24 protein-coding genes are annotated in these 21,226 nt (G+C 73.0%); 16 read left to right on the top strand and 8 right to left on the bottom strand.

Annotated features, from left to right (window positions below; genetic code table 11):
* Position 1: 1 nt before the first annotated feature.
* Both M3677_RS01480 and M3677_RS01475 read right to left on the bottom strand, forming a co-directional pair.
* On the bottom strand, positions 2–1,486 hold the full coding sequence (locus M3677_RS01480) for an MDR family MFS transporter (RefSeq protein WP_209685014.1): 1,485 nt from the start codon (positions 1,484–1,486) through the stop codon (positions 2–4).
* 142 nt (positions 1,487–1,628) lie between these two features.
* A complete protein-coding gene (locus M3677_RS01475) occupies positions 1,629–1,910 on the bottom strand; it encodes an acylphosphatase (protein ID WP_066655367.1) in 282 nt (93 codons plus the stop codon).
* Positions 1,911–2,012: 102 nt separating this feature from the next.
* Here M3677_RS01475 and M3677_RS01470 point away from each other — a divergent pair, with 102 nt between their 5' ends.
* From M3677_RS01470 to M3677_RS01445, 6 genes are all read left to right on the top strand, one after another.
* Positions 2,013–2,732, top strand: a complete 720-nt coding sequence (locus M3677_RS01470; protein WP_066655366.1) for an NUDIX domain-containing protein — start codon at positions 2,013–2,015, stop codon at positions 2,730–2,732.
* 8 nt (positions 2,733–2,740) lie between these two features.
* A complete protein-coding gene (gene nadA / locus M3677_RS01465) occupies positions 2,741–4,012 on the top strand; it encodes a quinolinate synthase NadA (RefSeq protein WP_066655365.1) in 1,272 nt (423 codons plus the stop codon).
* A gap of 32 nt (positions 4,013–4,044) precedes the next feature.
* Complete coding sequence (locus tag M3677_RS01460; RefSeq protein WP_251159604.1) at positions 4,045–5,802, top strand: FAD-binding protein; 1,758 nt, start codon at positions 4,045–4,047, stop codon at positions 5,800–5,802.
* Positions 5,799–6,686, top strand: a complete 888-nt coding sequence (nadC, locus tag M3677_RS01455) for a carboxylating nicotinate-nucleotide diphosphorylase (protein ID WP_209685017.1) — start codon at positions 5,799–5,801, stop codon at positions 6,684–6,686. The genes M3677_RS01460 and nadC overlap by 4 nt, the downstream gene beginning before the upstream one ends.
* Before the next feature lie 4 nt (positions 6,687–6,690).
* A complete protein-coding gene (locus M3677_RS01450) occupies positions 6,691–7,875 on the top strand; it encodes a cysteine desulfurase family protein (protein WP_251159603.1) in 1,185 nt (394 codons plus the stop codon).
* A 79-nt stretch (positions 7,876–7,954) separates the two neighbouring features.
* A complete protein-coding gene (locus tag M3677_RS01445; RefSeq protein WP_251159602.1) occupies positions 7,955–8,221 on the top strand; it encodes a hypothetical protein in 267 nt (88 codons plus the stop codon).
* 285 nt (positions 8,222–8,506) lie between these two features.
* Here the strand turns inward: M3677_RS01445 and M3677_RS01440 are convergent, their stop codons facing one another.
* Complete coding sequence (locus M3677_RS01440; RefSeq protein ID WP_209685019.1) at positions 8,507–8,968, bottom strand: MSMEG_6728 family protein; 462 nt, start codon at positions 8,966–8,968, stop codon at positions 8,507–8,509.
* An 87-nt stretch (positions 8,969–9,055) separates the two neighbouring features.
* Between M3677_RS01440 and M3677_RS01435 the strand changes: the two genes are divergently transcribed.
* Complete coding sequence (locus M3677_RS01435) at positions 9,056–9,652, top strand: NAD(P)H-dependent oxidoreductase (RefSeq protein ID WP_209685020.1); 597 nt, start codon at positions 9,056–9,058, stop codon at positions 9,650–9,652.
* A 246-nt stretch (positions 9,653–9,898) separates the two neighbouring features.
* Here the strand turns inward: M3677_RS01435 and aroQ are convergent, their stop codons facing one another.
* Positions 9,899–10,378, bottom strand: coding sequence for a type II 3-dehydroquinate dehydratase (gene aroQ / locus M3677_RS01430; RefSeq protein ID WP_209685021.1), 480 nt, complete (start codon positions 10,376–10,378; stop codon positions 9,899–9,901).
* Between the two features lie 136 nt (positions 10,379–10,514).
* Between aroQ and M3677_RS01425 the strand changes: the two genes are divergently transcribed.
* Both M3677_RS01425 and M3677_RS01420 read left to right on the top strand, forming a co-directional pair.
* A complete protein-coding gene (locus tag M3677_RS01425) occupies positions 10,515–12,185 on the top strand; it encodes a sodium:solute symporter family protein (RefSeq protein WP_251159601.1) in 1,671 nt (556 codons plus the stop codon).
* Between the two features lie 24 nt (positions 12,186–12,209).
* Positions 12,210–12,536, top strand: a complete 327-nt coding sequence (locus tag M3677_RS01420; protein WP_194074877.1) for a hypothetical protein — start codon at positions 12,210–12,212, stop codon at positions 12,534–12,536.
* A gap of 336 nt (positions 12,537–12,872) precedes the next feature.
* Here the strand turns inward: M3677_RS01420 and M3677_RS01415 are convergent, their stop codons facing one another.
* Positions 12,873–13,403, bottom strand: coding sequence for a DUF3800 domain-containing protein (locus M3677_RS01415; protein ID WP_251159600.1), 531 nt, complete (start codon positions 13,401–13,403; stop codon positions 12,873–12,875).
* A gap of 104 nt (positions 13,404–13,507) precedes the next feature.
* On the opposite strand from M3677_RS01415, the gene M3677_RS01410 reads away from it, so the two are divergent.
* Positions 13,508–13,915: a VOC family protein gene (locus M3677_RS01410; RefSeq protein WP_245172227.1), complete on the top strand. Its 408-nt coding sequence runs from the start codon at positions 13,508–13,510 to the stop codon at positions 13,913–13,915.
* Between the two features lie 55 nt (positions 13,916–13,970).
* Positions 13,971–14,567, top strand: a complete 597-nt coding sequence (locus M3677_RS01405) for a DNA-3-methyladenine glycosylase I (RefSeq protein ID WP_251159654.1) — start codon at positions 13,971–13,973, stop codon at positions 14,565–14,567.
* Positions 14,568–14,577: 10 nt separating this feature from the next.
* On the opposite strand, the gene M3677_RS01400 is transcribed toward M3677_RS01405, so the two are convergent.
* Both M3677_RS01400 and M3677_RS01395 read right to left on the bottom strand, forming a co-directional pair.
* Positions 14,578–15,048, bottom strand: coding sequence for an N-acetyltransferase (locus M3677_RS01400; RefSeq protein WP_066655347.1), 471 nt, complete (start codon positions 15,046–15,048; stop codon positions 14,578–14,580).
* On the bottom strand, positions 15,045–15,827 hold the full coding sequence (locus M3677_RS01395) for a LysR family transcriptional regulator substrate-binding protein (RefSeq protein ID WP_209685023.1): 783 nt from the start codon (positions 15,825–15,827) through the stop codon (positions 15,045–15,047). The genes M3677_RS01400 and M3677_RS01395 overlap by 4 nt, the downstream gene beginning before the upstream one ends.
* A 33-nt stretch (positions 15,828–15,860) precedes the next feature.
* Between M3677_RS01395 and M3677_RS01390 the strand changes: the two genes are divergently transcribed.
* The 3 genes from M3677_RS01390 to M3677_RS18275 are packed head-to-tail and all read left to right on the top strand — an operon-like array spanning position 15,861 to position 17,355.
* Positions 15,861–16,250 (top strand): DUF5997 family protein, encoded by a 390-nt coding sequence (locus M3677_RS01390; RefSeq protein ID WP_066655342.1) that lies wholly within the window; start codon positions 15,861–15,863, stop codon positions 16,248–16,250.
* A 30-nt stretch (positions 16,251–16,280) separates the two neighbouring features.
* Positions 16,281–16,796 carry a hypothetical protein gene (locus M3677_RS01385; protein WP_066655339.1) on the top strand — a complete coding sequence of 172 codons (516 nt, stop codon included), beginning with the start codon at positions 16,281–16,283 and terminating at the stop codon, positions 16,794–16,796.
* 31 nt (positions 16,797–16,827) lie between these two features.
* Positions 16,828–17,355, top strand: coding sequence for an Lrp/AsnC family transcriptional regulator (locus M3677_RS18275; protein WP_066655337.1), 528 nt, complete (start codon positions 16,828–16,830; stop codon positions 17,353–17,355).
* A 48-nt stretch (positions 17,356–17,403) separates the two neighbouring features.
* Here the strand turns inward: M3677_RS18275 and M3677_RS01375 are convergent, their stop codons facing one another.
* Positions 17,404–17,835, bottom strand: a complete 432-nt coding sequence (locus M3677_RS01375) for a GNAT family N-acetyltransferase (RefSeq protein ID WP_126892230.1) — start codon at positions 17,833–17,835, stop codon at positions 17,404–17,406.
* Between the two features lie 111 nt (positions 17,836–17,946).
* Between M3677_RS01375 and M3677_RS01370 the strand changes: the two genes are divergently transcribed.
* Both M3677_RS01370 and M3677_RS01365 read left to right on the top strand, forming a co-directional pair.
* On the top strand, positions 17,947–19,377 hold the full coding sequence (locus M3677_RS01370) for a hypothetical protein (protein ID WP_251159599.1): 1,431 nt from the start codon (positions 17,947–17,949) through the stop codon (positions 19,375–19,377).
* Positions 19,378–19,406: 29 nt separating this feature from the next.
* A complete protein-coding gene (locus tag M3677_RS01365) occupies positions 19,407–21,188 on the top strand; it encodes a hypothetical protein (RefSeq protein WP_251159598.1) in 1,782 nt (593 codons plus the stop codon).
* The last annotated feature ends 38 nt before the right edge of the window (positions 21,189–21,226 follow it).

The raw sequence follows: 21,226 nt of genomic DNA, 5'->3' as shown, positions 1-21,226 counted from the left end.
GTCAGTGCATCGCGGGGGCGCCGGCGGGTGCGCCCTCGGGCGTCGCCGGGCGGCGGACGAACGCCGAGGTGAGGATGCCGACGAGGGAGATGACGCCGCCCACCAGGAACGCGGTCTGCACGCCCGAGGCGGTCGCGGCGGCGACCCCGGCGGCGTCCGCGTCGGCTCCCGCCGTGGCCGTACCGATCGTCAGGAGCGTGACGAAGAGCGCTGTGCCCGCGGCACCTGCGAGCTGCTGCGTCGTCCCGAGCACCGCGCTGCCGTGCGAGTACAGCTTCGGCGGCAGGCCACCGAGCGCGGCGGTGAAGAGCGGGGTGAAGGTGAGCGCGAGGCCGATGCTCAGCACGACGTGGGCGCCGAGGACGAACCACACGCTGGTGTCGACCCCGACCGTGGAGAGCGCCCAGAGGACGGCACTGATGATGATCGACCCGGGCACGAGGAGCACGCGGGGGCCGCGGCGGTCGTAGATGCGGCCGACGACGGGGGAGAGCAGCCCCATGATCAGGCCGCCGGGCAGGAGCAGGAGCCCGACGGTCAGCACCTCGAGCCCGAGGACGCGCTCGAGGTAGATCGGCAGCAGGATCAGCGTGCCGAACATCGCCATGAAGCTGATGCCCATCGCGACGATCGGGACCGTGAAGCCCTTCGTGCGGAAGGTCCGGAGATCGAGCAGGGCGCTGTCGGTGCGCTGCAGGCGGGTCTGCCGGACGACGAAGAACGCCAGTGCCGCGAAGCCGACGACCAGGGCGAGGACGGGGACGAGCGGCCCGGTCGACCCGGCCTCGCCGAAGCTGGACAGCCCGAAGACGATCCCGCCGAACGCCACGGCGGAGACCACGACCGACAGGACGTCGAGCGGCGCGCGGCGGGGCGTGGTCACGTTGCGGACCTTGAGCACGCCGAGCACGAGCGCGGCGACGGCGATCGGCAGCACGAACCCGAAGAGCCAGCGCCACGAGAACGCGTTGAGGATCAGGCCCGAGATGGTCGGGCCGACGGCGGGCGCCACCGAGATGACGATCGAGATGTTGCCCATGATGCGGCCGCGGTGCGCGGGCTCGACCAGGTTGAGGACGGTCGTCATGAGCAGCGGCATCATGATCGCGGTGCCGCTGGCCTGCACGATGCGGCCGACGAGCAGCACGGGGAAGCCGGGTGCCGCGAGGGCGACGAGCGTGCCGAGACTGAACAGCGCCATCGCCGCGATGAAGACCTGGCGCGTGCTGAAGCGCTGGAGCAGGAACCCGGTGATCGGGATCACCACCGCCATGGTGAGCAGGAAGCCCGTGGTGAGCCACTGCCCGGTGGCCGCCGAGATGTCGAGGTCCTCCATGAGCCGGGGGAGCGCGACGCCCATGATCGTCTCGTTGAGGATGACGACGAACGCGGAGACGAGCAGCAGCCCGATCACGAGTCTGGTCTCGCCGGCGGAGGGCTGCGAGACGCTCCCGGTGCGCGGGGCGGAATCGACGGCCTGGGTCATGCGGGGCTCCTGGGGAGTGACGGGGGAGTACGGCGGAGAGGACGAGGGCGCGCGGATCGCGCAGACAGGGCAACCGCCTGAACGGATCCGAGTATTCCGCTTCCGTGTGTCGTCCTCGTGAACAGGTCCACCCCGAGCGCGGTCAGCGCAGGATCGCGAACCCGTCGCCGTCGCCGTGCGGGACCACGCTGCGTCGGGCGACGTCGGTGACCGTGGCGGTCGGCGGACCGGTGCGGAGGAACGCCATGAGGGCCTCGACCGCCTCGGACGGCCCCTCGGCCTCGACCTCGACGGTCCCGTCGAACAGGTTCCTGGCGTACCCGTCGAGTTCGAGCCCGTCTGCCTTGCGTGCGGTCCAGTACCGGAAGCCGACCCCCTGCACCGAGCCGGACACCACGGCGTGCACCCTCGTCACCGTCGTCATGGCGCCAATGTAGGCACGTCGGGGACCCTGCACGTTACGGCGCTGTTCCGGTTCCGTGAACCGCCTGATAGTGTCATTGCAACCCGAACACTTCGAGTCATCATGACACAAACACATCCCACCAGCATCCGCGTCGCGGTCTCCACCGTGATCGTCGCCCTGCGCCCGCACCCCGACACCGGTGCCCCGGCGCTGTGGATGCCGCTCGTGCGCCGTGTCGCCGATCCGTTCGAGGGGTCGTGGGCGCTGCCCGGTGGCTGGGTCGGCCCGGACGAGGGGCTCGAGGACTCCGCCGCGGCGCGCCTGCGCGAGACGACGAACGTGCAGCCGCGGTACCTCGAGCAGCTGTACGCGTTCGGCGACGTCGACCGTTCGCCGAGCCGCGTGGTGTCGATCGTCTACTGGGCGCTCGTCCACCCCGACGAGGCCGAGTCCGTCCCCGACGACTGGAACGTCCGCTGGTTCCTGGCCGACGAGCACCCCGCACTCGCGTTCGACCACGACCACATCGTCGCCTACGCCCTCTGGCGGCTCCGCAACAAGGTGTCGTACTCGCGGATCGCGCAGGCGTTCCTCGGGGACCGGTTCACCCTCGCCGAGCTGCGCGGGGTGTACGAGGCCGTGCTCGGGCGGACGCTCGACCCCGCGAACTTCCGTCGACAGGTCGCGCAGTCCGACGCCGTCATCGCGACGGACGAGACCACGAGCGGTGACCGGCACCGCCCGGCTCGGCTGTACCGCTCGAACCCCGACCTGGCCTACGCGGACAACGGCCCGCTGCAGCCCGCCCACCCCCGGCAGCACCACCCGCAGAACCGATAGGAACCACAGTGTCCATCGCCACCACGATCGAGCTCATCTCCAACGGCAAGGCCGACGGCAGCACCTGCACCCCCGACCTCGCCGCGCCGACCTGGGACTTCGACAGCCGCCCGGGCTACGGCCCCGGCTCGTCGATGTCCGACGTCATCCCGACCTCCGCACCGCGGCAGGGGCAGCTCCCCGACGAGTACCGGACCGCGAGCGACGCGGAACTCCACGAGCGCATCGAGCGGGCGAAGGCGACGCTGGGGGACCGGGTCGTCGTGCTCGGCCACTTCTACCAGCGCGACGAGGTCGTCCGGCACGCGGACTTCCTCGGCGACTCGTTCCAGCTCGCGAACGCCGCCCTGACCCGGCCCGACGCCGAGGCCATCGTGTTCTGCGGCGTCCACTTCATGGCGGAGACGGCGGACATCCTCGCCCGTGACGACCAGCGTGTGGTCCTGCCGAACCTCGCCGCCGGGTGCTCGATGGCGGACATGGCCGACATCGACAGCGTCGAGGCGGCCTGGGCCGAGCTCGCCGCCGTGTACGGCACCGAGCCCGACGCCGACGGCCGCGTGCCGGTGATCCCCGTCACGTACATGAACTCCGCCGCCGACCTCAAGGCCTTCTGCGGCCGGAACGGTGGGATCGTCTGCACGTCGTCGAACGCGGCGACCGTGCTCGAGTGGGCGTTCGAGCGGGGGCAGCGCGTGCTGTTCTTCCCCGACCAGCACCTCGGGCGGAACACCGCGAAGGCCATGGGGATCAGCACTGACCGCATGCCCATGTGGAACCCGCGGAAGGCGCTCGGCGGCAACGACGCACAGACCCTGCTCGACGCGCAGGTGGTCCTCTGGCACGGGTTCTGCTCGGTGCACCGCCGGTTCACGGTCGAGCAGATCGACCAGGCCCGTCGGGAGGACCCCGGTGTGCAGGTCATCGTGCACCCCGAGTGCCCGATGGCCGTCGTCGATGCCGCGGACGCTGCGGGCAGCACCGACCTCATCCGCCGGACCGTCGCCGCCGCCACCGAACCGACCTCGTTCGCGATCGGCACCGAGATCAACATGGTGAACCGGCTCGCGGCCGAGTACCCGCAGCACCGGATCACCTGCCTCGACCCCGTCGTCTGCCCCTGCTCGACGATGTACCGGATCCACCCGGGCTACCTCGCCTGGGTGCTCGAGGCACTCGTCCGCGGCGAGGTCCTCAACGAGATCACGGTGCCCGCCGACGTGCAGGCCGACGCCCGGGTCGCGCTCGAGCGCATGCTCGCCGCGAAGCCCCGCGGCTGACGGCCCCGCGCGAGGACACCGGGGACCGCACCGTGCACGTCGTCATCGTCGGGTCCGGCATCGCCGGGCTCACCGCCGCGATCCGCGCCAGCGCCCGCCACGACGTCACCCTGGTGACGAAGGGCGGGCTCGCCGACGGCGCCACCGCCGCTGCCCAGGGCGGGATCGCCGTCGCGCTCGGCGCCGACGACACCGTCGCGCTGCACGAGCACGACACCCACGTCGCGGCCGTCGGTGGGGCCGATGCGCGCGCCGTCGCGCTGCTCTGCGCCGACGGGCCCGCCCGGGTGCGGGACCTGCTCGCGCTGGGCGTCCCGTTCGACCGGACGTCGGACCCCGCGTCCCTCGACCGCCACGGCGACGACCTGGCACGCGGGCGCGAGGCCGCGCACGGTCGCTGGCGCGTCCTGCACGCCGACGGCGACGCCACGGGCGCCGCGGTCGAGCGCACGCTCGTCGCCGCCCTGCACCGGCAGCACGTCACGGTCCTGGAGCGCACCTGCCTCACCGACCTGGTCGTCCGGGACGGAGCGGTGGTCGGTGTGGACGTGCTCGACCTGCTCGGCGAGCCCCGACGCATCGAGGCGGACACGGTCGTGCTCGCCTCCGGGGGCGCCGGCCACCTGTACCGCGAGACGACCAACCCGCTGGTCGCGACCGGCGACGGCGTCGCAGCGGCCTGGCGGGCGGGGGCCGTCCTCGCCGACCTGGAGTTCGTCCAGTTCCACCCGACCCGGCTGGCCGTGCCCGACGGTGGGCTCGTCTCCGAGGCGGTCCGCGGCGAGGGTGCCGTCCTGCGCGACGCCGCCGGACGACGCTTCATGAGCGCCGTGCACCCGGACGCCGAGCTGGCGCCGCGCGACGTGGTCGCCCGCGGCATCGCGGCCGCCGTCCGCGACCAGGGCGGCGCCCCCGTGCTCCTCGACGCCACGGGGCTCGGCGCGGACCGGCTCGTCGCACGCTTCCCCGGCCTCACCCGCGCGACCCGCGCGGCCGGCTTCGACTGGACGCGGGAGGGCGTGCCGGTCGCCCCGGCGGCGCACTACGCGATGGGCGGGATCGCCACCGACAGCGAGGGGCGCACCAGCCTCCCCGGACTGCTCGCCGTCGGCGAGGCCGCATGCACCGGCGTCCACGGCGCGAACCGACTCGCGTCGAACTCCCTGCTCGAGGGGCTCGTCTTCGGCGTGCGGACCGCCGACGCGATCGGTGCCCCACGACCCGCGCAGCTGCGCCTGCGCGGCGACGCGGCCCTGCCCGTGCGCACCGTGCCCGACGACCAGGTGGGCACGGAGGCGGAGCCGCACCGTGCCTCCCGGCCGGACGGAGGGGTGCCGGGATCGACGCCGCACGGGACGGACCGCAGCGGACGGCCTGGAGGCACCGCCCACCCGGACCGTGCCACCGACCTCCGGCAGGCGGTCCAGACCGAGATGACGGAGCGGGTCGGCCTGCTCCGGGACGCGGACGGACTCGCCGCCGCACGTCGCGCGCTCGCTGCGCTCCGGTCGCCGGTGGCGCGCACCGTGCGGGACCACGAGGACCGCGCCCTGCTCGACCTGGCGCGGGTCACCGCGCTCGCGGCGGCTTCCCGGACCGAGTCGCGCGGGTCGCACGCGCGCACCGACCACCCGGAGACCGATCCCTCCGCGCCGGTGTCGAGCGGGTGGGTCCGCGCCGTCCGGCGCGGCAGCGCCCCGGCCTCCGTCCCGACCAGCAGTACCGCGCAGTCCAGCAGCACCGCGCAGTCCAGCAGCACCGCGCCCGTCCAGCAGGGAGTCCCCGCATGACCACCACCACCGCAGCCGACCCCGGGACGATCCCGCCGCACGCCCTGCGTCGCGTGATCGAGACGGCGCTCGAGGAGGACGCTCCGTGGGGTGACGTCACGAGCGAGACGCTCATCCCCGTCGACGCCCGCGCGACCGCGACCCTGGCCGCCCGCGAACCCGGCGTGCTGTCCGGCGGCGCGGTGTTCGCCGCCGTGATGCACGCCGTCGACCCCACGGTGCGCACGGAGCTGCACCTGGCCGACGGCGAGCCCTTCGACGCCGGACAGGTCCTCGCCACGGTGCACGGCCCTGCGCGCTCGGTCCTGCGCGCCGAGCGGGTCGGGCTCAACCTGGTGCAGCGGATGTCCGGCATCGCGACCGTCACCGCGCGGTACGTCGCGGCCGTCTCGGGGACGGGCGCACGGATCGTCGACACCCGCAAGACCACTCCGGGCCTCCGGGCCGTCGAGCGGTACGCCGTGCGCTGCGGCGGTGGCCACAACCACCGGAACTCGCTGTCCGACGCCGTCCTCGCCAAGGACAACCACCTGGCCGTGCTGCTCGCCGGCGGCACCGCGATCGGCGACGCCGTCCGCGGAGCCCGTGGTCGGCTCGGGCACACGGTCCACCTGGAGGTCGAGGTCGACCGGCTCGACCAGGTCGAACCCGTGGTCGCGGCCGGTGTCGACACGATCATGCTCGACAACTTCACGCCGGAGCAGCTCGTCGAGGGCGTGCGGCTGGTCGCGGGCCGTGCGCTCGTCGAGGCCTCCGGCGGGGTCTCGCTCGACACGGTGGGCGCGATCGCGCGCACCGGGGTCGACGTCGTCTCCGTCGGCGCACTCACCCACTCGGCGCGGGCGCTCGACCTCGGGCTCGACGTCGACGTGACCGGCGGCTGACCCGGTGTTCTACCTCGACCGCGCCGCGACCACCCCGGTCCGCCGCGAGGTGCTCGAGGCGATGTGGCCGTACCTCACCGGCGTCTTCGGCAACCCGTCGTCCACGCACGGGGTGGGCGAGGCGGCCGCCCGGGGACTCGCCGACGCCCGGGCGACGATCGCCCGGTTCCTCGGGTGCCGTCCGGGCGAGGTCGTCCTCACCACCGGCGGCACCGAGGGTGCGAACACCGCGGTCAAGGGCATCGCGCTCGCGGCACCCCGCGGCCGGCACGTCGTCACGAGCGCGATCGAGCACGAGGCGGTGCTCGAGAGCTGCCGGTACCTGGAGCGCCACCACGGGTTCACCGTCACGCTCGTGCCGGTCGAACGCGACGGGACCGTGACGCCCGAGGCGCTCGCGCGGGTCGTCCGTCCGGACACCACGCTCGTCTCGGTGGCACACGCCGACAACGAGGTCGGCACCGTGCAGGACCTCCCGGCCCTCGCGGCGGTCGCGCACCGCGTCGGGGCCCGGTTCCACACCGACGCCGTGCAGAGCGCTCCGTGGCTGCCCCTCGGGCTCGACCGGCTCGGCGTCGACGCGCTGTCGTTCTCCGGGCACAAGCTCGGCGCACCGAAGGGCACCGGTGCACTGGCAGTCCGGGGCGGGGTACCGCTCGAGCCGCTGCTGCACGGCGGGGGACAGGAGCGGGGGAGACGGTCGGGGACCGAGGACGTCGCCGGAGCGGTCGCCCTCGCCACCGCGGTGTCGCTCGTCGAGGGCACCCGGGACGCCGCTGCCGCCCGTGCGACCGTGACCCGGGACGCCGTGGTCGAGGGCGTGCTGGCGTCGGTGCTCGGTGCCGTGCTGACCGGGGCGGCGCCGGTCGGGTCGGCGCAGGGCGGGGCGGGTCGGCTCCCGGGGCACGCGTCGTTCTGCTTCCCGGCGGTGCCGGGTGGTCCGCCGGCGGTCAACGGCGAGACCGTGCTGCTCGAACTCGAGGAGCGCGACGTCGTGACCTCCTCCGGGAGCGCCTGTGCCGCGGGGAGCACCGAGGCCTCACACGTCCTCACCGCCCTCGGGCTGTCGGAGGACACCGCGCGCACGGCCCTGCGACTGACGTTCGACGACGGGCTCACGGACGAGGACGTGGCCGTCGTGGTGCGGGCGGTCGCCGAGTCGGTCGCCGCGGTTCGGCGCCTGAGCTGAGTGTACTAGACGTTCTACTCCACAGTTGGGGGTGATGTCCCCCCTTCTGCGGACAGCGATCGTCCGTCACCATGGAGCCATGGCGAACGCGATCACCACCCGGGGCCGACAGGAGGTCCCCTTCCGTGCGGTCCAGCTCCTGCCGGCACCCGCGACCGTGGTCGCCATCGCACTCGCCGCGCAGCACGACCTCGGCACCGCCCCGCTCGGCGCCATCGCGACCGTGGGGGCACTCGCCACCGTCGTGAGTGCCCTGCTCCCGACGGTCGGCACCGCGGCACTCCGTCGGGCCATGCCCGCCCCTAGCGAGACGGACCGGTACCGAGGAGACACCGAACACCTCTGAGGAACCCACCACCCGAGGCCAGCACCGCGCGGTCCCGTCCCCCCGGGGCCCGCGGTGCTCATGACCGGACGCAGAACCCCTGACCGCGTCCGGCGCCGGACACGACATCCCCTGTCGTCGTGCCCGAGCGGCCGCCGCGCCCGTCGTGGACGCGGCGCCGGACCCTGACCGGCGCCGCACCCCCTGTCAGTCCACGACGGGTCGCGGTGGCGTCGAACGGCCGCGCAGCTGCCGTCCCGCCGTCGAGCGGCGGCCGCCCGGTCGTCGTGCCCGGGGGTGAGCGTGTCAGCGTGCCGGCGGCTCGGGGACGCCCGGCCAGACGTAGTCCAGGTCGTCGGGTACGTCGGGGAACAACGGTCGGTAGTGCTCCGGCGCCTTCTGCACGAGCTTCGACCGGTGCGAGGCGTGCACCGCCGGGTCGGTGTTCCACGCGGGCACCGCGAAGTCGCCGCGCTCGTACGCGACCAGGTCCTCGGGGACCAGCCCGAGGTCGGCCAGGGTCTTCTCCAGGCAGGTGTCGGCGTGCCCGCGCTCGAGCCACACCCGGCACGTCGCGTCCTGGTAGGCCATCAGCGCCGGGCGGTACCCGCGCCACATGGCGACGACGGGGTGGTGCTGCCAGCCGTAGTCCGGCAGGGTCAACGCCCGCATCACCTGCAGGGTCTCGACGCGCTGCTTGCCGAGTCGCTTGTCGTCGAGGACCTCGGCCGAGGCGCGGAAGTCGGCGTACGGCAGGAACGTCTGCATCACCCGGACGGTACCCGCGCGTGCTGGTGGGCGACACAAGTCGTCACACCCGGACGGGCCCTCGAACGACGTGTGAGCATCGACCGCATGGACGGAGCACTCGTCGTCGGCGTCAGCGGCAGCCCATCGGACCCCTCGCGCACCTCGACCCTGGTCGGGGCGACCGTGGCGCGCATGGCGGAGGACCTGCCGGACGCCCGGACCGCACAGGTCGAGATCGGACCCCTGCTCGCGGACCTCGGTGCCGCGCCCTCCCGCGAGGCGATGTCGGACCGCACCCGGCGAGCGCTCGAGACCGTCGAGGCAGCGGACGTGCTCGTCGTCGGCAGCCCGGCGTTCCGGGCCGCCTACTCCGGTGCCTTCAAGCTCTTCTTCGACTGGGTGGGGCAGTACGACCTCGTCGACACCCCGGTGCTCCTGACCGCCACGGGCGGCAGTGACCGGCACGCACTGCTCGTCGAGCACCAGATGCGGCCGCTGTTCGGCTTCTTCCAGTCGACGACCCTGCCGCTCGGCGTGTTCGGGAACGAGCGCGACTTCACCAAGCGCGAGGGCGGGTACGACATCGCCAGCGTCGACCTCGAGCTGCGCATCGACCAGGCGGTCCGGCGCGCGCTGCCGATCGTCCGCGGAGGGTTCGCCGCCGTCGGCGCCGACGACGTCCGCCGTCCCGCCGACTTCTAGCCGCCGCCCGCCCGCCGCTCGCGGTCGCACGACGCGCCGCCGGTCGCGCCGCCGAGCGGGCACGACACGCCGCGCGTCGTCCGCCGAGGGGGCGATGTACGTCACGGTCGATCGCGACCGTGACGTACATCGCCCGTTCGGAACCTCACCGGGACGGGACGGGACGGGACGGACGGGACGGACGGCACGTCTGGACGCGGGGCGGACGGGAGGCGCGTGGCGGGCGGGTGCCGCGCCTCCAGGCCGTCAGTCGGTCGGGTCGGCCACCAGTGACGCGACGTGGGCGACCGCCAGGCGGTATCCGTCGGCGCCCGCACCGGCGATGACCGCGGTCGCCGCGGTCGCGACGTGGTCGACGTGCCGGAACGGCTCGCGCTTCCACGTGTTCGAGAGGTGCACCTCGACGACCGGGACGCTCAGTGCCTCGACCGCGTCGTGCAGCGCGACCGAGGTGTGCGCGTAGGCGGCGGGGTTGATGACCACCGCGACGAAGTCGTCGAGCGCCTCGTGCAGCCACTCGACGAGCTCGCCCTCGCGGTTGGTCTGCCGGAAGTCCGCCTCGAGCTCGTGGACCGCCGCCTCGGTGTGCACGATCGCCTCGAGCTCGGCGAGCGTCACGGTGCCGTACTGTGCCGGGTCGCGACGCCCGAGGATGTCGAGGTTCGGCCCGTTCAGGACGAGGATCCGCCGGGGGCGTGTCGTGGTGTCGGTGACCGGCTCGCTCATGGGGAGAGCCTACCGAGCGGCGGGGCTGCAGCGACGGCGACGGATGCGCGAGCTATGTGAACGGTCACATCGCGGTGTAACGTTCCCGCTCGGGTCGGCGCAGTTGCCGACTGCAACACACTGATGTGGAGATCGCATGGTTCTCGCTGCGGCGACCAACGGGATCCGGCTCGAACTGGGCTGGGTCGACTACTTGATGATCATCGTGTACTTCGCGGTGGTCATCGGCATCGGGTTCACCGCCCGCAAGCAGGTGCGGACGAGCATGGACTTCTTCCTGTCCGGCCGCTCGATGCCGGCCTGGATCACGGGCCTGGCGTTCGTGTCCGCGAACCTCGGCGCGACCGAGATCCTCGGCATGGCCGCGAACGGCGCGCAGATCGGCATGGCGACGCTGCACTACTACCTCATCGGTGCCGTGCCCGCGATGGTGTTCCTCGGGCTCGTGATGATGCCCTTCTACTACGGGTCCAAGGTCCGGTCGGTGCCGGAGTTCATGCTCCGCCGCTTCGGCAAGGCGCCGCACCTGGTGAACTCGATCGCGTTCGCGGTGTCGAACGTGCTCATCGCCGGCATCAACCTCTACGCCATGGCGATCGTCATCGAGGCGATGCTCGGCTGGCCGGAGTGGCTCGCGATCCTGGTGTCCGCCGCGTTCGTGCTCGCCTACATCACCCTCGGCGGGCTCTCGAGCGCGATCTACAACGAGGTCATGCAGTTCTTCGTGATCATCGCGGGCCTCGTGCCGCTGACGATCGTCGGCCTGCACCGCGTCGGCGGCTGGGGCGGCCTCACCGAGGCGATCAAGGAGACGCAGGGCGTGCAGCACCTGCAGGCCTGGACGGGCACCGGCATCGGCGACGTCACGAACCCGATCGGGGCGAACTGGCTCGCCATCGTGCTCGGCCTCGGCTTCGTGCTCTCCTTCGGCTACTGGACGACGAACTTCACCGAGGTGCAGCGCGCGTTCTCGGCGAAGAACATGTCGGCAGCCCGCCGGACCCCGCTCATCGCGGCGATCCCGAAGCTCTTCATCCCGTTCATCGTCGTCGTGCCGGGGCTCATCGCGGCGGCCGTCGTGGGAAACCAGTTCGCCTCGGGGGAGCTGACCTACAACGACGCGATCCCGAAGCTCATCCAGATGTACCTGCCGACCGGTGTGCTCGGCATCGCGGTGACGGGTCTGCTCGCCTCGTTCATGGCGGGCATGGCGGCGAACGTCTCCTCGTTCAACACCGTCTTCACGTACGACATCTGGCAGCGGTACATCAAGCCGAACATGCCCGACCTGCACTACCTGAAGACCGGTCGCTGGGTCACGGTCGTCGGCGTGGTCGTCGGCATCGGCACGGCGTTCCTCGCCGCGCAGGCCGGCAACATCATGACCTACATGCAGACGCTGTTCTCGTTCTTCAACGCACCGCTCTTCGGCGTCTTCATCCTCGGACTGCTGTGGAAGCGGATGACCACCCAGGGCGCGCTCTGGGGCTACGTGCTCGGCATCGTGACGCCGACGATCACCTGGATCGCGTACCTCGTCAACCCGTCGCTGTTCTCGACGGCGACGGCGGAGACGATGTACGGCGCGATCATCTCGTTCGTCACGGTGCTCGTCGTCGGCGTGCTCGTCTCGCTCGCCACGAAGCCGAAGGACGTGTCGGAGCTCGGCGGCCTGGTGTACGGCGTCGGCAAGATCGACATGACCGCCGGTGCCGTCGCGACGGACACCGCCTGGTACCGCTCGCCCGCGCTGCTCGGCACCGTCGCGCTCGTGCTGTGCGTCGCCCTCTACCTGCCGTTCCTCTAGGCCCGGACCCGAAGGAGTACTCCCATGCGTGAGGACACCACGAAGCTCACCGAGGAGCAGGCGGCGCTCGTCCGCTCCACCCGCCGACTCGACCTGCGCCGCATCCTCGGCGGCCTGTTCGTGCTCTACGGCGTGATCACCACCATCGTCGGCATCGTCCACTGGGACACCGACCCCGAGAAGACCGGCGGCATCCACATCAACCTGTGGGTCGGGCTGTCGCTGCTCGTCGGCGGGCTGCTCTTCTTCCTGTGGGACCGGCTGAACCCGGTGCCTGCCGAGGACATCGTCGGGCAGGCCGAGGCCGAGGCCGACCAGCGCGCCGCAGGCGAGGGGCGCGAGCGGGTCTGACCCCGCTGCGCGCGGCTGCGCGGCTGAACGGCCCGCCTGACACGAACGGGCGTACCCGGCACGAACGGGCGTACCGGGTCGGATCATCCGACCAGGTACGCCCGTTCTCGCTTCCCACTTCGAGCGTTCTGGGAAACACCGGGCGGCCAGGAGGCACGGGGCGGTTGACGGCGTCGGTCATCGTTCCTAGCATTGACATGTCGGTCGCGTGTTGCTCGACCGGAAGTGAGCCCCGGATACGCCTGCAGCCAGCGCGGGCCCGGGGCTTCGCGCTGTCCGGGCCTCGGGGCCCGGTGTCACGACACGTCGGTTCGCTCCATCGCACGACGAGTCGCTTCAGCGCACGACGACGATCTCTGCGCCGATCTCCTCGTGCATCCCGGACGCGTACGCGCCGCAGGCCAGGTCTGCGAGGGCGACAAGGGGCTCGTCCGTCCCTCGGACGTGCTCGTACCGGACCGATCGACCGACGCCTCGTCGACGGAGCGCATCGAACATCGACCGATCGGCAGCATCACAGGAGGCTCCTCGCGACTCGAGCACGACGTGCTGCACCCCGCGGACCTCGAGCTCCCACACGAGGCGCTCCAAGCACGACCGACGTCGCCGCTCCGCTCGCGCAGGGGCACCGTCGTAGCGAACGACCAAGACCGCTGCCGCGACGGCGAGCAGGTCCAGCCAGGAGATGCGCTGTGTCCGGAGCGCCTCGTACCAGTGCAGCTTCCGCATGCGGGAGGGCTTGGCTGACCGGACCGCCGCACGCGCAGTCTCGGCTCGGCACTGAACGACCACCACCGCCGCGAGGACGTAGCTGGTGTGATCGAGCCCACCGCCGGGCTCGGACTCGTCGACGTAGGCCCGCTCCACGTGACCAGAGTATGACGTTCCAGTCGGTTGCAGAGAGGAACGGTTGCGCTCGACGGGCGGCTGCGCCAGGTTGGTGCTCGACGAAGGGAACCACCGTGGAGCAGATGGTGTTCATCAACCTGCCGGTCACCGACCTGGACCGGGCAGTCGGCTTCTACGAGGCGCTCGGCTACACGGTGAACCCGGAGTTCACCGACGAGACCGCCGCGTGCATCGTCGTGAGCAGCACCGTGTACGTGATGCTCCTCACGCATGCGAAGTTCCAGGAGTTCACCGACGGGACGATCGCCGCCCCCGGGACGGTCGAGGTGATCAACTCGCTGAGCGCAGCTTCGAAGGACGAGGTGCACCGCATCGTCGACGCCGCCGTCATGAGCGGCGGGAACGAGGACCGCCCGGAGACCGACCTCGGCTTCATGTACCAGCGCAGCTTCACCGACCCGGACGGCCACCGGTGGGAGTACGTCTGGATGGACCAGGCCGCGATGACGGGCGACGGCACCGACCGGTGACCCCGGGGTCGTCGGTGCGGTCGGCCAGGATGGACGCGTGAGCGACGACCCGACGATGATCCCCGACGGCCTGGTGACCGGAGAGGACGGCCTCGCGCGCCCGGTCTGGGCCGCGACCGACCCGATGCTCCGCGAGTACTACGACACCGAGTGGGGCATGCCGGTCCGCGACGAGCGCGGGGTGTTCGAGCGGTTGTCGCTCGAGGCGTTCCAGTCCGGGCTGTCCTGGCGCACGATCCTGGCCAAGCGCCCGGCGTTCCGCGCGGCCTTCGCGGACTTCGACCCGGACGTGGTCGCGGTCTTCGGGGACGACGACGTCGAGCGCCTGATGGCGGACGCCGGCATCGTCCGGAACCGGGCGAAGATCCGCGCGACGATCACGAACGCGAACGCGACGATCGCCCTGCGCGCCGACGGTGGGCTCGCCGACCTCGTGTGGTCCTTCCAGCCGGACGCGACACCGGCGCCGCGGACGATCGCCGAGGTCCCGACGACGAGCGAGGCGTCCGTGGCGCTGTCGACGGCCCTGCGGAAGCGCGGGTTCGCGTTCGTCGGGCCCACGACGATGCACGCCCTGATGGAGGCACTCGGCATCGTCGACACGCACCTGGTCGGCAGTCACCGACGCGGCACGTCCGGCGTCTGGGCCTGACAGGCCGCGATCAGTCGAGCGGGAGCTGCATCTGCGTCGCGGTGACGCGGTAGCCGAGCGCGGCGTACAGGTCCTGCGCGCCCGTGTTGTACCCGAACACGTTGAGCCCGATGCTCGTGGCGCCGTGCTCACGGGCGACCCGCTGCCCGGCCTCGAGCGCCCGTCGGGCGTGACCGCGGCGACGGAACGGCTCGTCGACCTCGACGTCGAACACCCACCACTCGGTGCTGCCCGACGAGAACGGTCCGATCCAGAGGTACCCCACGACGGCGTCCGCGTCGTCGACCAGGTCCCAGACGAAGTGGTCGGGCAGGGGTGCCCCGTCCGGGAACCACTGGTCGAGCGACCGCTGCTTGTTCGCCTCGGCCTGCTCGCGGGTCTCACCGGCCCGCATGCGCGATCCGACGTACTCCGCCATCGTGCGGTCCAGCCAGGCCGGGAGGCGCGTGGCCGGCATCGGGACGAGCCGCGTGTCCGTCACCGGTTGCCCTTGGACCCGCGTTTCGGCTTGCCGTTGCCGAGTCGCTGGGTGCCCGGTCGTCCGGTCCCGCGCGGCTTGCGCGCGCCCTTGCCGCCCGCCTTGCCGCCGGCGGCCTGCTTCGCGGTGGCCTTGCCACCACCGGCGCGGGCGGTGCTGCCGCGACCGGCTCCGGAGCCGTCCCGCGTTCCGCGCGAGCCGGCGTCGTCGGCGTTCGTCGTGCCTCCCGGTCGGTCGGCGGCGTTCCGCGAGCTGTTGGCGGTGCGACCGCGTACGACACCGATGAACTCCTCGGTGGTGTCGGAGGCGTCCGCGTCGCGCCAGACGAGGGCGATCCGGGTGCCCGCTGCGCCGTCGAGGGGCTTCGCCACCAGGTCCTTGCGGCTGGCCGCGCGGAAGAGGGACTGGGGGAGCACGACGACCCCGACGTTCGCCTCGACCAGGTCGAGGGCGGCGGACACGTCCTCCGGCACGGGCCCGGCGTCGACGACGTGCACGTCGGCCAGGTCGGCCTCGGTCACCACGTCGGAGGAGGCGAGGGACGCGTCCTTCGGCATCGCGACGACGGCCGTCTCGGTCCAGAGCGGGATGGCGTTGAGGTGGGCGCCGACGGGCATCCGGGCGAAGGCCATGTCGGCCTCGCCGGTGAGCGCGTCGTCGACCTCGGTCGGTCCGATCGGCAGCAGGCCGAGCTCGGCGTCCGGGAAGCGTTCCCGCCAGACCCGGACCCACTTCGCGGGGGAGACCCCCGGGACGAAGGCGATGGTGAGGGCCGCGGTCATGCAACCGAGTGTAGGGGCCGTACCCTGGTACGCATGGCGCAGGAACAGACGATGAAGCCCGAGACGGCTGCGAAGAAGCTCGGCATCCTGCTGGCGGCAGCCCCGGAGTCGTTCCGCGCGGAGCCGGTCACCCGGACCGCCTTCGACGAGCTCCGCACGCAGCCGCCGGCGTGGCTCGAGGAACTCCGTCGCGAAGGGCCGCACCCGCGTCCGGTCGTCGCGCAGAAGCTCGGCGTGTCGATCTCCGGCCTGGTGCGTGCCGGGGTCGAGGAGCCCCTGACCACCGCCGAGGTCAAGGCCCTCCTGCAGGAGATGCCCGAGTGGCTCGTGCGTGAGCGTGCGACGCAGGCCGAGGTGCACGCCGAGAACGCCCGCGTGAAGCAGGAGCGTGCCGACAAGGCCGCTGCGCGCGCCCAGGACTGACCGACCGGACCGACCCGGACGCCGCTCGCCGTGACCGCCGTGCACGAGACCGTCGCCGACGCGATGCTCGTCGTGCCGCAGTTCGCATCGGTCTGCTGCATCGTGGGGGACCGCTACCGGCCCCGACCGGGTGTGATCGTCCCCGCCGCGGTGATGCTCGTGGCGATGGTGCTCCCCGTCGTGCAGGCGGGCGCCTCGTGGACGCTGCTGGCCGCGGCGACGCTGCTGCTCCTCGCGCCGCTGCCCGTGCTGCGGCGCCGTCGGCCGGACGGGCGTCGGGCGGAGCCGATGGACGTGCACCGGGCACTGTCGTCGGTCGTGATGGCCGGCATGCTCCTGATGGGGCACGCGACCGGGCTGTCCGACGGGCACGCCGGACACGGGATCGCGCTCTCCGCGGTCCTCGGAGCCGGTGTGATCGGCTACTGCGCGTTCAGCGGGTGGCTGCTCCGGTACGAGTGGGCGCGCGAGGACCGTCGAGCCGTCCGCAGCGGTGAGGTCTTCGCGATGACGGTCGCCGTGGTCGGGATGACGCTGGCGATGTAGCGCGGGGGTCGACCAGCGGTAACGTCGGGGCGTGTCCGACCGAACCGTCCGTCGCCCCGATCCCGCACCGCGCCTCGACGAGGTCGACGAGCGCATCCTCTGGACCCTCGCCGGCGACGCCCGGATGCCGAACAACCGGCTGGCCGCCGCGGTCGGGGTCGCGCCGTCCACGTGCCTGACGCGGGTGCGCGCGCTCGAGGACGCCGGGGTGATCCGCGGCTACCGGGCCGACGTCGACGTCGCGAAGCTCGGGTTCGCGATCGAGGCGATGGTGTCCGTCCGGGTGCACGCCGCGGCCCGGCACGAACTGCGCGACTTCGCGAAGCGCCTGCTCCGGGTGCCCGTCGTGCAGGACGTGGCGTTCCTCGCCGGCGACAAGGACTTCCTCGTGCACATCGCCTGCACGTCGACGGAGCAGCTGCGGGACTTCGTCGCCGACGAGCTGAGCGGGGACCCCGCCGTCGCGACGACACAGACGAACATCGTGTTCGAGCGGCTCGTCGCGGACCGCGCGCACCAGGGGCGGTCGTTCGACGAGCTCCGCCGCTGGCGCGCCTGACCCGGGCCGACGACGTCGCACCGACCCGGGACGCGGACGGCAGGTCGCCTAGCGGGTGCGCGTCATCGGGACGTGCGGGATGGCGTCCTCGAGGAAGTCGTCGCCGGACCGCACGAAGCCGAACCGGCCGTACCACTGCTCGAGGTGCGCCTGCGCGTTGATCGCGATCGACGACGAGCGGGACTCGGCGATCGCCGCCTCCATGAGCTGCGCCCCGAGCCCCTGCGACCGCGCGTGCCGGGCGGTGGCGACGCGGCCGATGCGCTCGGTGCCGTCGTCCTCGCGGAGCAGCCGGAGCGTGGCGTCCACCGAGCCCTGCCCTGCCCAGAACTGCACCGTGCCCGGCTCGAGGTCACGGCCGTCGATGTCCGGGTAGGCGCACTCCTGCTCGACGACGAACACGTCCTGTCGGAGCCGCAGGATCTCGTGCAGCGTCACGATGTCGAGGTTGCGCGTCGGGGCGGAGAAGATCGAGACCACGTGCGGCCTTTCCTGAGAATTTCTTCCGTGACCGGTTCCGGTCCGGGATCGATCGGCGTACAGTGCCGGTCAACCACTCTACGTGCGCAGCCGAGATCAGGAGGTGAGCGCATGGACCAGCCGTTGCGCGACCTCTGGCGCGCGCTGCTCCGGACCGCCCTCGTGGGCGTCGGGGTCGCCGCTGCGCTCGTGCTGCTCTCGCTGCTCCTCGGTGCCCGTCCGGCCGCAGCAGCCGAGGGGGCTCCGCAGCAGCGCGGGCTGGTCAGCGGGCTGGTCCAGGACGTCGGCGACACCGTGCAGGGAGCGACGCAGGCCGTCGACAGTGCGGTCGCCCCCGTGCGGCAGGCCGTCGCACTGCCCGCCGCTGCCCCGGTGCCAGCGGCTCCGGCTCCCGCCCCCGCTGCTCCGGCTCCCGTCGCTGCCGCTCCGGCTCCTGCCGCCGCGGCTCCCGCCCCGGCGCGTCCCGCCCCGCCGGCACCGCCGGTCGTGCAGCACGCCGCACCGGCCGTCCCAGCGACCAGCCCGCAGACGCCGGCGGCCCAGCAGACGACGACCGCACAGCAGACGCCGGCGGCCCAGCAGGCCCCGTCCACGCCGCAGGCGTCGCCGACTCCGCCGACCGGCACCGCCGCGATCCCGGCCACGCCGACGACCGCCGGTGGTGAGGACGTGGCGAGCAGTGCCTCCCGGCCGCTCACCGACACCCTCACCGGCGCCCTCCGCCCCGTCACCGAGACGGTGCAGACGGTCACGGGAGCACGGCCCGTCACGGGCGTCGTCGACACGGTCGACAGCGTGGTCGGCGCCCTCCCGGTGACCCGCGACCTGCTCGGTGACGACACCGTCGGCACCGTCACCGCGCCGGTCACCGGAGCGCTCGACGACGTGGTCGACGGTGTCGGGACGACCGTCGGATCGCTGCCCGGCACGGTCGAGCAGGTCCTCCCGCCCGTCGAGGACGCGCTCCCGGTCCTGCCGCTCCCGGTGACGCCGGTCCTGCCGCTCCCCGTCTCGCCGGCCCCGCTGCCGCCCCTCCTGCCGGGAGGCACGGCGCCCGTCCCCGGGACCGCGCCGACCCCGGTGGGCGGCACGGACGAGCAGCCGGTGCGCGTCCGGCACGACGCGCCCACCCCGGCCTCCGCCGTCGCCGTGGACGGCGCCAGCGGCCCACTGACGGTGGCCGGTGTCCCGGCAGTACCGGGTGACGTCGCACGCGACGTCGCTCCGGCCATCGAGCACGTGGCGGTCGCCACCGTCGTCGGTGCTGCCGCCCCGGCCGCTCCGGTGCCGGCCGCGGCGACCGTCGGCGGGGCGGCGCTGCTCGTCCCGGCGGACGGCGACGGCCACGACGGCCTCCCGTCCGGCCCGGGCGTCTCCGGTGCCGCGGGCGGTGCCACCTCCGGCTCCGCGGGCGCCGCGCCCGTCGGGCTCGACGGCACCTCCGGTGTCCGGTTCTCCCTCGTTGTGGGGTCACGCGGCAGCCTCGCCGACGACGTGGTCCCCGCGTCCGTCGTCGGCGACCACGACGTCGCTCCTGACTGAGATCGGTGCGCCTGTCCAGCACGGCAGGCATGCACCACCCGACCGCGATCGCGGTCGGAGGACAGATCTCGATCAGTGAGGAACGAACGACCATGAACAAGTACGTCTCGAGAGGGCTCTGGTTCACCCTCTTCGTCGGCGGCCTGACGCTCGGGGGGACCGCGGTGGCGAACGCCGCCACGACCTCCGGTGACGACGGCCTCCTGTCCGGCACCCAGGTGGCACCGTCGATCAGTGCCCCGGTGTCCGTCTCCGGGAACGCCCTCGGGGTGCTCGGCGACGCCGTGTCCACGACCGGCTCGGCTCCGGCTCCCGCTCCGGCTGCTCCGGCTCCGGCTCCTGCCCCTGCCCCTGCGCCGGGCACCTCGGGTGACGACGGCATCGCGTCCGGCACCCAGGTCGCGCCCGTCGTGACGGCACCGGTGCAGGCGACCGGCAACGCGGTCGCCGTGGCGGGCGACGCCGTGGCGACCGCTCCGGCGCCCGCTTCGGCTCCCGCGCCCGCCCCGGCTCCTGCTCCTGCTCCGACGACGACCGGCTCGGACGCTGTCGCGTCGGGGACGCAGGTCGTCGGTGACGTCACCGCTCCGGTGTCGGTCACCGGCAACGCCGTCGGTGTCGTGGGTGACGCGGAAGCCGCTCCGGCGTCCGCTCCGGCCGCGGCGACGAGCAGCCCGGCGGTCCCGGAACCGGCAGCCGAGCCGGTGACGTCCGGTTCGGACGGCATCGCGTCCGGGACGCAGGTCGCCCCGGTCGTGTCCGTCCCCGTGACCGTCGGCGGCAACGGCATCGGGGTGCTCGGTGACGGCTCCGCGACGGGGACGGCGCCGACCGCTGCCCCGGGTTCGGGTTCGGGTTCGGGTTCGACCCCGACCGCGGGTGGCACGACGTCCGGTGACGACGCTGTGCTCGGTGGCACGCAGGTGTCACCGATCGTCGACCTGCCGATCACGATCGGCGGGAACGGCATCGGCGTCGTCGGAGACGGCACCAGCACCGGCACCGGCACGACCGGCACCGGCGGGGGTTCGGGTTCGACCCCGGTCGTGGGTGGCACGACGTCGGGTGACGACGGCGTGGGCTCCGGGACGCAGGTCGCCCCGGTGGTCGCGATCCCGGTGACCGTCGGTGGGAACGGCATCGGCGTCGTCGGTGACGGCACCAGCACCGGCACCGGCACGACCGGCACCGGCTCGGGATCGGGATCGACCCCGGCCGCGGGTGGCACGACCTCCGGCGACGGTGGTCTGCTCGGCGGGACGCAGGTGATCCCCGTGATCAGTGTGCCGATCACCGTCGGCGGGAACGGCATCGGCATCGTCGGTGACGGCACCAGCACCACGACCCCGGGCACGACCCCGGGTACCGACCCGGGCACCGACCCCGGTACGGACCCGGGCACCGACCCCGGTACTGACCCCGGTACGGACCCCGGTACGGACCCGGGTACTGACTCCGGTACGGACCCGGGCACTGACCCCGGTACGGACCCGGGGACCGACCCCGGTACGGACCCGGGCGTGACGCCCGGTGACACGACGGGCGGGACGACCCCCGGCACCTCGGTGCCGGAGGCGACCACCGTCCCGGTCGCGAGCACGGAGGTCACCGCGGCCGGCGCGGTCACGGCGACCAGCGCCTCCCGGTCGACCGTGGCGTCCTCGACGGGGACGACCGCCGCTGCTGCGCCGGCGGCGCAGCCGGAGCTCGCGTACACCGGAGCCGGCTCGCAGACGGTCCCGGCGGGCATCGCGTTCCTGCTCCTGCTCCTCGGAGCCGGCGTGCTCGTGCTCCGCAGGCGCACCGCCTGACACCAGGGAGTCGGAGGGGCGTCGTCCGCGGCGCCCCT

Origin of the sequence: Curtobacterium sp. P97, assembly GCF_023712445.1 — a bacterium.
Taxonomy (GTDB): Bacteria; Actinomycetota; Actinomycetes; order Actinomycetales; family Microbacteriaceae; genus Curtobacterium.
The sequence above is the reverse complement of the archived record's forward strand: the minus strand, read 5'-3'. Positions and strand labels throughout refer to the sequence as shown.